Genomic DNA, 13,342 nt, shown 5'->3' on the forward strand with positions numbered 1-13,342 from the left:
GGCGGCCGCGCACGCAGGCAAGTTTTTGAAAGAGCAGGAAAGCGCCGCCCGGCAATGCTTTCTTGCCGTTCGCCGGGTGGTCTGCCCGGTGGATTGTGTATCCGGCACGCGCGGTGTGTTTTAATCACGCCGGCGGTGCTTTATCAAGGGTCCTAAACGACGCCTGATCCCCTGCACGGGATCGGCTTCCGGCACCGCGGCATTTCGCCACAAGCGAGACGTCCATTCTCGAATCCGCGCCGCGCGAGACCCGTTAAGACGCGCGCGTATGTCACTTCGTCCGCTGGCAATGTTGTGGTTGCCGCGGCCGGCGTGTTTGCCATCCAGCATCCACCGGGTCCCGCCTTGTGAAAAGTCGAATCCTGATCTGTCTGATGACAGGTCTGCTGCGCGCGTTTGCTTTTTTGCCGTATAGCGTCGTCGCGCGAATCGGCACCGGTATCGGCGCCTTGCTGTACCGAATTCCCAGCACGCGCCGGCGCGTCGTGCATACCAATCTGAAGCTGTGTTTCCCGGACATGAGCGACGAGGCGCGCGAACGTCTGGCGCGCGCGCACTTTTGTCACGTGATCCGCAGCTATGTCGAACGCGGGCCGCAATGGTTCGGCAATGCGCAGGCGCTGGCGCGCCTCGTCGAAGTGGAGAGCGCGATTGATCTGTCCGACATGGAAGGGAAGCCGACGATTTTTGTCGGCTTCCATTTCGTCGGCATCGAGGCGGGCTGCATGATGTATTCGACGCGGCATCCGGTCGCTTCGCTCTACACGCCGATGTCGAACCTCCTGCTCGACGCGATGGCCAAGCGGCAGCGCGGCCGCTTCGGCACTGAGATGATTCCGCGCAGCGACAGTGTGCGACGCGCGTTGCGCGCGCTGCGCGACGGCAAGCCGGTGATGCTCGCCGCGGATATGGATTTCGGCTTGCGCGATTCGGTGTTCGTGCCGTTCTTCGGCGTGCCGGCCTGCACGCTCACATCCGTCTCGCGGATGGCGCGCGCGGCGAATGCGCGGGTGGTGCCGTTCGTGACGGAAGTGCTGCCGGATTATCGCGGCTACAAGCTGAGCATCTTCGAAGCGCTAAGCGATTTTCCGTCCGACGATGTGGCCGTCGACGCGCGGCGCATCACCGAGTTTCTCGAGACGCAGGTGAGGCGGATTCCTGACCAGTACTATTGGGTGCACAAGCGGTTCAAGAATCGGCCGGCGGGTGAGGCGAGTGTTTATTGAAGCGTGGCGGCGTTAAATGCATCTGGGGATGAATGTGGTGTGGGGTCAAGTACTTAGGTAGGATCTCCTGGTGTTATCAACAAGCTTGCGAACACAAACTGTGGATAAGCTGCAGCGCCGCCAGTCATCCCCACGGCGCCCGACGTTGCTGCATCCACCGGCACCTCAAGTAACAAAACCATTCGGGTCAAGCACTTAAGCGGGTAGCCCCGGAGTTATCAACAACGCTGTCAACACAAACTGGGGATAACGTCGAGGCCTCCCAAGGTCTTCGTTTCGTGAAAGAGCCATTGTTCAACGCCGGCTGGTTGATTCCGTACCGCACACACAAATCCCCATGCGTTCAAGCAGTTTGAACCGCCCCGGATTTGGTGGAGGCTCCAACTCTTGAGAAGATGGAGCCATGAACAAGTCGAACAAATTTTCTGTTGAAGTCCGGGAACGTGCAGTGCGCATGGTGCAAGAGCATCGGGGCGAGTATCCGTCACAGTGGGCGGCGATTGAATCCATCGCCCCCAAGATCGGCTGCACGAGCCAGACATTGCTGGGGTGGGTCAAACGAGAGGAAGTCGATAGCGGCGAGCGCGAGGGCGTGAGCACGTCGGAACGCGAACGTCTTAAGGCACTGGAGCGCGAAGTCAAGGAACTGCGCCGCGCCAACGAGATTCTGAAACTCGCGAGTGCGTTTTTCGCCCAGGCGGAGCTCGACCGCCGCCTGAAGTCCTGAAGGCCTTCATCGATCGGCATCGCGATACCTTCGGGGTCGAGCCGATCTGCAAGGTCTTGCGGATTGCCCCGTCGGGCTACCGGCGCCATGCTGCACAGCTTCGCGATCCGTCGCGCCGCTGCGCTCGCGCGATACGCGATGAACGCCTGCGGCCGGAGATCGAGCGTGTCTGGAAAGCCAACATGCGGGTCTACGGAGCGGATAAAGTCTGGAAGCAGATGAACCGGGAGCGTATCGCGGTGGCTCGCTGCACGGTCGAACGGCTGATGAAACAACTGGGTTTGCGCGGCGTGATGCGAGGCAAGCGTGTTCGCACGACTGTTCCTGATGCCATAGCCCCGCGCCCGCTGGATCGGGTCAATCGCCAGTTCAAGGCGGCACGGCCGAACCAGCTCTGGGTTTCTGATTTCACCTATGTCTCGACGTGGCAGGGCTGGCTCTACGTGGCCTTCGTGATCGACGTGTTCGCCCGACGGATTGTCGGTTGGCGCGTCAGTTCGTCGATGACTACAGACTTCGTCCTGGATGCACTTGAACAGGCACTCTATGCGCGGCGGCCAGGCGGCGATGGAACGTTGATACATCACTCCGACAGAGGCTCGCAATACGTTAGCATTCGCTATAGCGAGCGACTGGCCGAAGCGGGCATCGAGCCCTCGGTTGGTAGCCGTGGCGACAGTTATGACAACGCACTGGCCGAGACAATCAACGGCTTGTACAAGGCGGAACTGATTCATCGCCGCACCTGGAAAACACGGGAGTCCGTCGAGTTGGCAACGCTGGAATGGGTGGCCTGGTTCAATCATCATCGACTGATGGAACCCCTCGGCTATATCCCGCCTGCCGAAGCTGAGGCAAACTACTATCAGCGACTTGAAACACCGGTCGCCGAACCCGCATTAACTTAAACCAACCAGCCTCCACGATTCCCGGGGCGGTTCAATCTGTAGCTGACGCTCTGGAAAATGGTCAACGACTCTGCGCCGACGCCATCAAGCGGGTGATTTTGAGCGGCGGCTATCCGGAATGGGGCGCGCTTGTGGTTGGAGCCGATTACGTTGTCGAGTCTGAGGTGAGTGACAGTTCAGCGTGATCGCGCCGCTGTGGCGGAGCCGTGTACAAAAGGCGGCAGCGTATTCGCTCCCGACGCGAAAGTCATCCGAGGAACCCAGCGAACGCGAAAGGGTCAGTTGATCTAGCGATCGCAGCCACCCAAATCGAAGCCGCCGACCGCATACGCAAGGTGGCTTTTTTGCGCCCGTTTGCGCGCTCAAATTTCGGAACGGCTCTTCGAAGAGCCGCATAAAACCGTGGGATGGATAGGCACTCTATTCCGAAGGCCGTCCAGGCGCGCCCGCTCAATCGAAAATACCATTCGAAATCCGGCAAACGCTGTTTGATGACGGCCATGCTGCCACAGCCGCAGCGTGGAGAAACACGCTGACACTGCAGCACTTCAGTTTAAACCGCCGACATTACAAATAAATTTCCGAAAATAAATCCAGCTTATTCCGAAAAAAATATTCGGATCGGTTACCATCCGCCGTCTCAAAATGCCACTCCCTAACCAATGTCAGCGGTTTAATCTGTATGAATTTTGATCTGTCGTCATATTTCAGACATATAACTTTCGTTATCCTTTCCTTTTCGCTGATTCAATCGACCGCTGGCCGTGAAAATAATTCTGACGCAATCCTTTCGGTGGATATTATAAATCCTCCGCAGAAAATCGCGTTTTGTCATGCGTCGACGATTGCCTTTTCAAAAGGGCATTTGGTGGCGGCGTGGTTGGCTGGCAGCAAAGAGGCCGCTAATGACGTTGGTGTTTGGGTAGCGCAATACTCCGGAAAACAATGGGGCGCGCCAGTCCGGGTCGCAGACGGACGTTCGCCTGACGGTGAGGCTCTAACGGTAATTAATCCCATTCTTTTTTCTCCCAGGCACGGTCCATTGATGCTGTTTTATAGTCGCGGGAAATTGCCGGCGGATTGGCATCCTTTCCGGATGACCTCGCTTGATGGGGGAAACTCATGGTCGAAGCCGGCTGCTCTTGGCCCTGGTATATCCGGGCCGGCAAAAGATAAACCCGTCGAGTTATCAAATGGAATTGTAATAGCCGGGAGTAGTACCGAACATGACGGATGGAAAGTTCATTTCGAACGGTCCACGGATGGGGCAGCTACTTGGGAAGTCGAATATCCGGCGGCGGGCCCGCGTGCAATTCAGGCAATCCAGCCAACAATTCTCGACCATCGTCACGGCCAGCTGCAGGCGCTAGTCCGGACAAAAAACGGCTTTGTATTCAGTACCAAATCGAGTGATTGGGGAAAGACGTGGACTGCTCTCTCGCCGGTGGATATTCCCAACTCAAATTCGGGCTTGGACGCCGTGACCCTGATCGACGGGCGTGACCTGATCGTCGCCAATCCGCTACCTTACGTCGAAGGTCGTTGGGACCGCCACAGACTGACGGTCGTCATTTCATCTGATCACCAGACTTATCACGAAGTTCTGGATCTTGAGAACGAGGCAAATCAGGAATTTTCTTATCCGGCGGTTATCCAGTCGCCGGACGGTCTGGTTCACGTCACGTACACGTGGAAAAAGATTCATATAAAACATGTCGTGATTGATCCAAGCCGAATCCATTAATCCGATCAAACTTCGCTTCTGCGTCTGAGGCGCTGTGAGAAATCACAGCGCCATTTTGTTTTTGGTTTGCGAGTTCAACGCCCATGTCCCCCATGGCCGCCACCGCCGCTGCTCCATGAACTTCCCCCGCCGCTGGCGCTGCTGCCGCCGTGAGATCCGCCATATCCGCCGCCGTGCCAACCGCCGCCGCCGTGCCATCCATTCCCGCCGTGCCACCCATGGCCGCCATGCCAATAGCCGCCGTGATAGCAGCAGGATCCACCCCAGCCGCCATATATGCCGACGCTGCCATAAACCGGCGCATACGGTGGCCCGTACGCATAGCCGTAGTCAGGGTAATAAGGTTGTGCATAGCCGTAGTCGTATCCCGGCGCGACTGCGCATCCGGTCAAACCGGCTGTCACCGCCAACAGTGCCATTGATGCAATGAGCCTGCTCACGATTTTCTCCTTCATATGTGATTGAGAAGAAACGCGTGCTCAAGAGTTCAGCGGCATTTGTGTCCGCAAATTACCGTTTGCGCGTGCTATGGCGTGCCGATCCGGCATGCATGGCGATCGAAGACCGTAGCAGTGAGGCGCGGTGCGAAGCTTTCTAGACCTTCCGTGCGTGCGACGCTGTAACAGTTAGTTAAATTTTCGAAACGAAACTGTAGGGCGCGACTGTTAAGTTTGCTTCAGACAATTACCTTCGACTCCCGACCGCGCCGCTTGCCGGGCTGGATGAAAAGATCGCACTCGCCACTGTCAGGATCGCTCGATGCGAAGCCTGCAAGAATCCAGCCATCAATGAAGCAAGATCCACAGCCGGCTGCCGCATCGGAATTGCGCGCCGAAGGCGACGCCTGCGCCGGGCGCGGCGAACTCGACGCCGCGCTCCAACATTACGAAACCGCCCGCGCGCTCGATCCCACCGACGCCCTCGTCCAACAGCGCCTCGCGGCCACGCTCGCCGCGCTGAACCGTTTTCCCGAAGCCGTGGTCCGCTATCACGAAGCGATCGCGCTCGATCCGCGCGACACGGATTCGCACCACGGCCTCGGCTGGACGCTCGAGCAGATGCATCGGCTCGAACAGGCGGTGGACGCCTATCGCGAGGCGACGCGTGTGAATCCGCAGGCCGACGGCTCGCACAACAACTTGGGCAACTGCCTGCAGGCACTCGGCCGCTTCGACGACGCGCACGAAGCGTATCGCCGCGCTATCGAAGCCGCGCCGCAAGTGCCGCTGTACTACCGCAACTTCGTGCAATCCAGGCGCCTTGCCGCCGACGATCCGGTGTTCCTCGCGATGGAGCGTCTCGTCGGCAACGCCGCTTCGTTCACGCCGGCCGATCAGGCGGAGCTTCACTTCGCGTACGGCCAGGCGCTGTCCGATGTGGGCCGCAACGACGCGTCGTTCGAGCACTTCCTGAAGGGTAATGCGCTGCACCGCGCCGGCGTGCGTTACAACGAAGCGGAAACGCTAGGCCTGTTCGCCCATTTGCCCGAACTGATGACTTCCGATCTGCTGGCGGCAAAGCGCGGTCTCGGCGATGCATCGCAAACGCCGGTCTTTATCGTGGGCATGCCGCGCTCGGGCTCGACCCTGATCGAGCAGATTCTCGCGAGCCATCCTCAGGTGTTCGGCGCGGGCGAGCGCACGGAATTCGGCGAGGCGCTGGTGAGCTGCATTCGCCGCGATCCGGGCGATCCGTTGCGGATCGATATCGAAGCATTGGAAAACGTCGGCGCCGCGCCATTGCGCGCGCTCGGCACGGACTATTTGCGTCGCATGCGCAACGCGCTGCCGGAACTTCAGAGCCTGACTGCAAACGACGAACGCAATCCGGCTGCGAACTACACGCACTTCGCGGACAAGTATCCGTTCAACTTCATCAACCTCGGCCTGATCCATCTCGCGTTGCCGAACGCCCGCTTCATTCACAGCCGCCGCGCGCCGTTGCCAACCTGTCTGTCGATTTTCTCGAGGATCTTTCACGACGTGCCGTTCAGCTATGATCTCGGCGAACTGGGCCGCTACTATCGCGCGTACGACGCGTTAATGGCGCACTGGCAACGCGTGCTCCCCGAAGGTGTGATGATCGAAGTCAAGTATGAGGAACTGGTTGACGATTTCGAAGCCAATGTGCGCCGCCTGCTCGCGCATTGCGGGCTCGACTGGGACGAACGCTGTCTGTCGTTTTATCAGACCGCGCGCCAGGTGAATACGGCCAATTCCGCCCAGGTGCGGCGTCCGCTGTACAAGACCTCGCTGCAACGCTGGCAGCCGCGTCACGCGTTGCTGCAACCGTTGTTCGACGGCCTTGGCCCGGTGTTGGCGCCGGCGCATCGCCAGGAGGCCAGCGAGGCCAGCGAGGCCAGCGAGGTCGGCGAGGTCGTGATAAGCGGCACGGAGCATCGCACATGAGCGCATCGCGTGGCGCCGTGATCTGGATGACGGGACTTTCCGGCGCGGGTAAATCGACGCTCGCCAACGCCTTGCATGACCGCATGAAGGAAGCGGGGCACGCCGCGATCGTGCTCGATGGCGACGTGCTGCGGCGCGGACTGAACGCCGACCTCGGCTACGCGCCCGAGGACCGTACCGAGAACTTGCGGCGGGTCGCCCATGTCGCGGCGCTGTTCATGCAGCAGGGCTTCGTTGTGATTGCCGCGGTGATTTCGCCTGAGCATCGGCATCGGCGCTCGGCGCGTGAAATCGTCGGCGACGGTTTCGTGGAAGTGTTCGTGAATGCTCCGCTGAACGTCTGCGAAGCGCGCGATGCCAAAGGGCTTTACGCTCGCGCACGGCGTGGCGAGATCCCGCATTTCACAGGCATTTCCGGACCTTTCGAAGCACCGCTCGCGTCGGATGTCGTGATCGACAGCGACCGGATGCCGATCGGCGAGTCTGTCGATCGCCTGCTTGCGCATCTGGTCGCGACGGGGCGTCTGAGCGGTTAGCGGGCGTCGTCCTGAAGCGTCGCGCGCCACGCGCAGCGCGTGACCGTACACGCAGATTTTTCACCCCGCGCGCGGCGTTTCCCTATACCGTTTCGATTTCTCGTAGACCGAAAGCAGAAAGGGTGAAGCGTCGATGCCGACATTGTCGATACGAAAAATCAGGCTGAACGTCGAAACACTGGTGCTGGCAGCGGACCTGGCGGGCACGGTGGTGTTCGCGGTCGAGGGTGCGCTCAGCGCAATCCGCGGCGGTCTCGACCTGTTGGGCGTGATGGTGATTTCGTTTGTCGCGGCGCTCGGCGGCGGCGTGATCCGCGATCTGCTGATCGGCGATTCACCGCCGAACGCGATCCGTGACTGGCGCTATCCGGCGCTGACCTTTGTCACCGGGTTGCTGACCTTTATGTTCCATTCGACGGCGCAGCAGTTTCCCGTTGCGCTCGTCACCATGCTCGACGCGGCCGGCCTCGCGCTCTTTGCCGTGGCGGGTGTAGAAAAAGCGCTGCTGTTCGGGATCCGGCCGTTTGTCGCCATGTTGATGGGCACACTCACCGGTGTGGGCGGCGGCGTGATACGCGACGTGCTGCTGACACGCGTGCCGCTCGTGCTGCATGCCGACATCTATGCAACGGCCGCGTTCGCGGGGGCGTTCATCGTGGTGGTGGCGCGCCGTGCCGGTTTGCCGCCGGGCCCGGCGGCGCTGGCTGGCGGCGCGGCGTGCTTCGTCTTGCGGATGCTCGCCGTGACCCATGGCTGGCATCTGCCGAAGGTGTCGCCGGTTTGAGCGATGAGGGTCGTCGTATGCACGCGCCTTGGCACGGCGCGCTTCGAAGCCGCTTCGCGTTACCGCAACCACCCGGCCGAATGATGCAACGCCGGGTACACGCCGATAATGAACGCCGCATAAATCGCTGCCATGGTCACGCCGGCAGCGGTGCCCCAGATGTCGCGCGAGGCGGGCCCCTGGCGGAAATGCAAAGGCAGTCCGACGACGAGATAGCCGATCAGGAAGAAGATGATCACCGCCCTCACAGGCGAGAGATCGTGGCCGATAAATTCGAGCAGTGCGGACAAGCTGAATTCAGACATGGACGGACAGGCAAAATGACATGCGGACGACGGCGCGAATGATGGAGTTCGCGCGAAGACCTACGTGGATTAAAGTCCATTCGGCGGCCAAGGTACAAGCAAAAGACTGTATAAATTTGTGCAGGCCGGCATTGCTTGCACGATGCCTACAGGGCGACTTTCATCCACGCTTCAGGGCGCTTCCCATCGCTTTCACCGCGAAGCGATCAACGCTTGCGCAAAGGCTCGAGCAGCGACTTCAAACCGTTGTGATCGATCTCATGCATTAACGCCAGCAGCCGGCCGATTTCGCCGGGCGGAAAGCCCTGGCTGGCAAACCAGTTTAGGTAATGACCGGGCAGATCCGCAATCACGCGGCCTTTATATTTCCCGTAAGGCATGACGCGCGTGACCAGCAGTTCGAGTTGTTCGGGATTCATGGCAGGCAGGTCGGCGCAGGGAAGCCGCAGCGAAAGATTGTGCGCGAAAAAATGGGTGACGCGCGCTGGAGCGGCATTTTAGCGCGCCAGGCAGAGCTCGGGCGGACATGGTAACGTCAGCGCTTTTCGTCAACCAATCAACAGGACAAGTTCGATGGAATACCGCAGACTCGGCGACTCCGACGTGCAGGTTAGCCTGATCGGTCTCGGCACCATGACGTGGGGCGAGCAGAACACGGAACAGGAAGCGCACGCGCAGCTCGATTACGCACTCGATCACGGCATCAATCTGATCGACACCGCTGAAATGTACCCGGTGCCGCCGCGTGCCGAAACGCAAGGTTCGACGGAGCGCTATATCGGCACATGGCTCGCGCAGCATCGCAGCGCGCGCGACAAAATCGTGCTTGCCACCAAGATCGCCGGCCCGGCGCGTCAACCGCACAACCCGACCCATATTCGTGGCAAAGGCAACCAGTTCGACCGCAAGAATCTGACCGAAGCGCTCGACGATAGCCTGAAGCGCCTGCAAACGGACTACGTCGATCTGTACCAGCTGCACTGGCCGGATCGCAGCACGATGACCTTCGGCCGCCCGGCGTATCCGTGGGTCGACGACGCCTATACGGTGCCCATCGAAGAAACGCTGTCGGTGCTCGCTGAATTCGTCAAGGCGGGGAAGGTGCGTCATATCGGCGTGTCGAACGAAACGCCGTGGGGCGTCGCGCAGTTTCTGCGCGCGGCCGAAAAGCTCGGCTTACCGCGCATCGTCAGCATTCAGAATCCGTACAGCCTCGTGAATCGCACTTACGAAGCGGGCCTGTCCGAATACGCGCATCGTGACAACATCGGCTTGCTGGCTTATTCGCCGCTGGCCTTCGGCTGGCTGACGGGCAAGTATGAAGGCGGCGCGCGTCCGGCCGGCGCGCGCATTACGCTGTTCGAGCGTTTTCAACGCTACAGCAAACCGCAAGCGGTGCAGGCGATCACGCGTTACGTGGAGTTGGCGAAGCGTTACGGTTTGTCGCCCGCGCAATTCGCGCTCGCGTTCGTCAATAGCCGGCCGTTCGTGACCAGCAATCTGATCGGCGCGACTTCGCTCGATCAGTTGAAGGAAAACATCGCCAGCGTCGAGGTGAAACTTTCGCCGGAAGTGCTCGCGGAAATCGATGCGCTGCACGAGTTGCAGCCGAATCCGGCGCCCTGATGCGGGGCCGTTGAATGCGAGCTGCGAGTGCGGCTCGCATCATGCGGACGTTTGATTTGCCCCGGCTGCATGGCCGGGGCGCTCGCAAGGGATTCGCGCGTCGCTTCGGCGACGCTGCCGCGTAGGCAGACGTGCTTGGCTGGTACTCCGCTTCCCGCGTATTTAGTGATGGCGAGCGCCTTTGCCATGGCGCTGCGGGCGAGGCGGCATTCGCGCGTCCGTTAGTGGATTCTCAACTTCCCGCGCACCGCATAAAGCGCGAGCAAACTCGCCAACGCACAGAACATCAGATAGAAGCCAGGCGCGAGCTTATTACCGCTTGCATCGATCAGCCACGTGATCACGAACGGCGCAAAACCGCCGAACACCGTCACGCCGATGTTGTAGCTCACCGCCAAACCGGTCGCGCGCGTCTGCGTCGGGAAAATCTCCGACATCAATGCGGGCAGCGCACCGAAATACGTCGCCTTCAATACGCCGATCCAGATCAGCGCGAGCAGCATCGTCACGAACGAGGGATGCGCGTTCATATACACAAAAGCCGGATATACCGTCACCAGCATCAGCGCGGCGGCCGTCGCCATGATGCGGATGCGTCCGAGGCTGTCGGACAGATGACCCGCGAACGGCGTCAGCACCGTGAGCACCACGCCGGTGGCGAGTGTCGCCGCGAAGCCGGTCGAGGCAGGCAAGTGCAGTTGCTTGATCGCGTAGGTCGGCATGTACAGGATCATATAGTTGGCCGCCGTCGAAATGATCAGCGAGCCGACCGCCAGCAGCATGCGCACCTTCTGCGTGCCGAACAGATCGCGTAGCGGCGTGCGGGCTTTGGGCTCGGCACTGAACTCGGCGCCTTCATCCACGTAACGGCGGATATAGAAACCCACCGGACCGATCGCGAGGCCGAACAGAAACGGCACGCGCCATCCCCATGATTCGAGTTGCGCGCTCGTGAGCTGGCTCGTCAGCAGCGCGCCGAAACCGGAAGCGAGCAGCGTCGCCATGCCTTGGCTCGCGAATTGCCAGCTACCCATGAAGCCTCGGCGCTCGGGCGCATGTTCGACCAGAAACGCGGTGGACGCACCGAACTCTCCGCCCGCCGAAAAACCTTGCACGAGCCGCGACAGCATGATGCCGGCCGGCGCCCACAGGCCGATCGCCGCATATGGCGGCATCACGGCGATCATCAGGGTGCCGATCATCATCAGCGCGATCGAGAGAAGAAGCGACGCCTTGCGTCCGGCGCGGTCAGCGAGCGAACCAAGCACGAGTCCGCCGAGCGGCCGGATCATGTACGAGATGCCGAAGGTGCCGAGCGTGAGCATCAGCGAAATGGCTTCGGTGCGCGCAGGAAAGAATAGCTTCGCGATGGTCACCGCGAAGAATCCGTAGACGACGAGGTCGAACCATTCGAGCGCGTTGCCGATCGACGCCGCGAGAATGATGCGATGGACCTTCGCGGCGGATGGCCGCGCGGCAGTGGCTTGCAGGGTGGACGTGCTCATCGTGGACGTGCCTCGTGACGGATGCGGATAACGGCGTGATGCGCCCGATTCGTGCGGGCGTTGCTCAGATAGCGGGGTTGTTTGTCGCGCGCGGCGAGTTCTCGCCGAGATCCCAGAAGAGGCCCGCCATGATCTGCAGACCTTCGCGCACGACCGGTCCAAGCAGATGTTCGTTCGGCGCGTGCTGCGAACAGGCCGGGTACGAGTGCGGCACCCAGATGGTCGGCAGGCCGAGCGTGTCGGCGAACACTTCGTTGGGCAGCGTGCCGCCCAGATTCGGCAGCACGGCGGTCTTCTTGCCGGTGGTCTGTTCGAGCGAGGCAATCGCCCACGTGACCCACGGATCGTCCGGGTTCAGACGCGTGGCGGGGGCGCCGCGCTCGACATCGATTTGTACCTGCGAGAAGCCGTGCGCATCCAGATGCGTGCGCAGATGCCGTTCGAGGTTGTCCCAATCGGTGCCGACCACGAAGCGCAGCTGGCAATGCGCGAACGCCGACGACGGAATCGCATTGACCGGGTTCTCCGGGTTGCCGGCCTTGAACGCGAGTATTTCGAAGCTGTTCCAGCCGAACACGCGCTCGGGTGCGGTAAGGCCGGGCTCGCCCCAGTTGTCGTCGACATCTGGATCGCCCGGGCCGCCGCCTACCGTGATATCGGCGAGCGCGCGGCGCACCGCCTCGGGAATCGGCGGCGGACGCAAACCGTCGACGGCGATCACACCGCGAGCGTCGACGAGGCTCGCCAACGCATTCGCCAGTACCGTCGCCGGATTGCGCAGCAGGCCACCCCAGTTGCCCGAATGATGCGCGCCGTCGCGCAGATTCAACGACAGCCTGAAATTCACCGAGCCGCGCGAGCCGAGGAACACGGTAGGGCGGCGCGCGGCGAGACGTGGACCGTCGGAGGCGATCAGCACGTCGGCGGCCAGTTCTTCACGGTGCGCGTGGCAGATCGCGTCGAGTCCGGGCGAGCCGGTTTCCTCGCCCATCTCGATCAGCAGCTTCGCGTTAAAGCCGAGCTTGCCGTCGCGCGCGGCCAGCACACTCGCCAACGCGGCGAGGTTGATGCTGTGCTGACCTTTGTTGTCGGCCGTGCCGCGGCCGAACCAGCGTTCGCCTTCGACGGTCACGGCCCACGGCGTCAGCGGCGCGCGCCACTGGCTGTCGTAGCCGCGCACCACGTCGCCGTGGCCGTAGATCAGCACGGTGGGCAGATGGTCGCCCTCATGGCGCTGCGCGATCAGGAAAGGCCCGAAGCCATCCACCGGATTGGTGACGATGCGCGTGCTGAAACCGAGGCTTTTCGCTTCCGGCGTGATCTCGTCGGTCAGATACGACAGCAGCGTGGCGGCGCGATCGTCCTCCTGACTTTCGGTGCGAAAACCGACGCGCCGGTTGAGGGTTTCCAGAAAGGCGCCGGATTCGAAATGATGGGTGGCGTGCTCGATGGCCTGGGTGCGGCTCATGCGTGTCTCCAATGCGGGCGAATGTGGGGGCGGGCGGCGCGTGGTCGTCTGTCTGATGACGCTTGGACGCGGCCTGCATCTTCGAACCGATTCTAGGAGGCCGTT

Annotated in this window: 12 protein-coding genes and 1 other annotated feature; of the genes, 7 read left to right on the forward strand and 5 right to left on the reverse strand. The window is 61.2% G+C overall.

The window, feature by feature from the left end; all coding sequences use genetic code 11:
- Nucleotides 1–347 precede the first annotated feature (347 nt).
- The 3 genes from B0G82_RS14930 (at nt 348) to B0G82_RS14940 (ending at nt 4,605) form a co-directional block, all read left to right on the forward strand.
- Complete coding sequence (locus B0G82_RS14930; RefSeq protein ID WP_116117180.1) at nt 348–1,226, forward strand: lipid A biosynthesis lauroyl acyltransferase; 879 nt, start codon at nt 348–350, stop codon at nt 1,224–1,226.
- Between the two features lie 403 nt (nt 1,227–1,629).
- Nucleotides 1,630–2,861, forward strand: a protein-coding gene (locus B0G82_RS14935) for an IS3 family transposase (RefSeq protein ID WP_121307808.1) whose coding sequence is annotated in 2 segments (ribosomal slippage) — nt 1,630–1,918 and nt 1,918–2,861 — 1,233 coding nt in all. Because the reading frame shifts where the segments join, the coding sequence is not laid out codon by codon here.
- Nucleotides 1,908–2,024 (forward strand) — a sequence feature (AL1L pseudoknot). Its footprint overlaps the gene before it by 117 nt.
- 682 nt (nt 2,862–3,543) lie before the next feature.
- Entirely contained in the window at nt 3,544–4,605 is a 1,062-nt protein-coding gene (locus tag B0G82_RS14940) for a sialidase family protein (RefSeq protein WP_121307809.1), read from the forward strand.
- A 74-nt stretch (nt 4,606–4,679) separates the two neighbouring features.
- On the opposite strand, the gene B0G82_RS14945 is transcribed toward B0G82_RS14940, so the two are convergent.
- Nucleotides 4,680–5,045: a hypothetical protein gene (locus B0G82_RS14945; RefSeq protein ID WP_121308707.1), complete on the reverse strand. Its 366-nt coding sequence runs from the start codon at nt 5,043–5,045 to the stop codon at nt 4,680–4,682.
- Between the two features lie 348 nt (nt 5,046–5,393).
- Here B0G82_RS14945 and B0G82_RS14950 point away from each other — a divergent pair, with 348 nt between their 5' ends.
- From B0G82_RS14950 to B0G82_RS14960, 3 genes are all read left to right on the forward strand, one after another.
- Nucleotides 5,394–7,013 carry a sulfotransferase gene (locus B0G82_RS14950; RefSeq protein WP_121307810.1) on the forward strand — a complete coding sequence of 540 codons (1,620 nt, stop codon included), beginning with the start codon at nt 5,394–5,396 and terminating at the stop codon, nt 7,011–7,013.
- Nucleotides 7,010–7,549, forward strand: a complete 540-nt coding sequence (cysC, locus tag B0G82_RS14955) for an adenylyl-sulfate kinase (protein ID WP_121307811.1) — start codon at nt 7,010–7,012, stop codon at nt 7,547–7,549. Before B0G82_RS14950 ends, cysC begins: the two co-directional genes overlap by 4 nt.
- 133 nt (nt 7,550–7,682) lie before the next feature.
- Nucleotides 7,683–8,333, forward strand: coding sequence for a TRIC cation channel family protein (locus B0G82_RS14960; RefSeq protein WP_199730094.1), 651 nt, complete (start codon nt 7,683–7,685; stop codon nt 8,331–8,333).
- Between the two features lie 59 nt (nt 8,334–8,392).
- Here the strand turns inward: B0G82_RS14960 and B0G82_RS14965 are convergent, their stop codons facing one another.
- Together B0G82_RS14965 and B0G82_RS14970 are read right to left on the reverse strand one after the other, a co-directional pair.
- Nucleotides 8,393–8,638 (reverse strand): hypothetical protein, encoded by a 246-nt coding sequence (locus tag B0G82_RS14965; protein WP_106283597.1) that lies wholly within the window; start codon nt 8,636–8,638, stop codon nt 8,393–8,395.
- 206 nt (nt 8,639–8,844) lie between these two features.
- Nucleotides 8,845–9,057, reverse strand: coding sequence for a DUF3820 family protein (locus tag B0G82_RS14970; protein WP_121307812.1), 213 nt, complete (start codon nt 9,055–9,057; stop codon nt 8,845–8,847).
- 154 nt (nt 9,058–9,211) lie between these two features.
- Here B0G82_RS14970 and B0G82_RS14975 point away from each other — a divergent pair, with 154 nt between their 5' ends.
- Nucleotides 9,212–10,264, forward strand: a complete 1,053-nt coding sequence (locus B0G82_RS14975; protein WP_121307813.1) for an NADP(H)-dependent aldo-keto reductase — start codon at nt 9,212–9,214, stop codon at nt 10,262–10,264.
- A 221-nt stretch (nt 10,265–10,485) separates the two neighbouring features.
- Here the strand turns inward: B0G82_RS14975 and B0G82_RS14980 are convergent, their stop codons facing one another.
- The gene (locus B0G82_RS14980; RefSeq protein ID WP_121307814.1) at nt 10,486–11,769 is read right to left on the reverse strand and encodes an MFS transporter; all 1,284 of its coding nucleotides are present in this window, start codon (nt 11,767–11,769) and stop codon (nt 10,486–10,488) included.
- Nucleotides 11,770–11,833: 64 nt separating this feature from the next.
- A complete protein-coding gene (locus tag B0G82_RS14985) occupies nt 11,834–13,237 on the reverse strand; it encodes a M20 family metallopeptidase (protein WP_121307815.1) in 1,404 nt (467 codons plus the stop codon).
- Between the last annotated feature and the right edge of the window lie 105 nt (nt 13,238–13,342).

The organism is Paraburkholderia sp. BL17N1, assembly GCF_003634175.1.
Classification (GTDB): domain Bacteria; phylum Pseudomonadota; class Gammaproteobacteria; order Burkholderiales; family Burkholderiaceae; genus Paraburkholderia.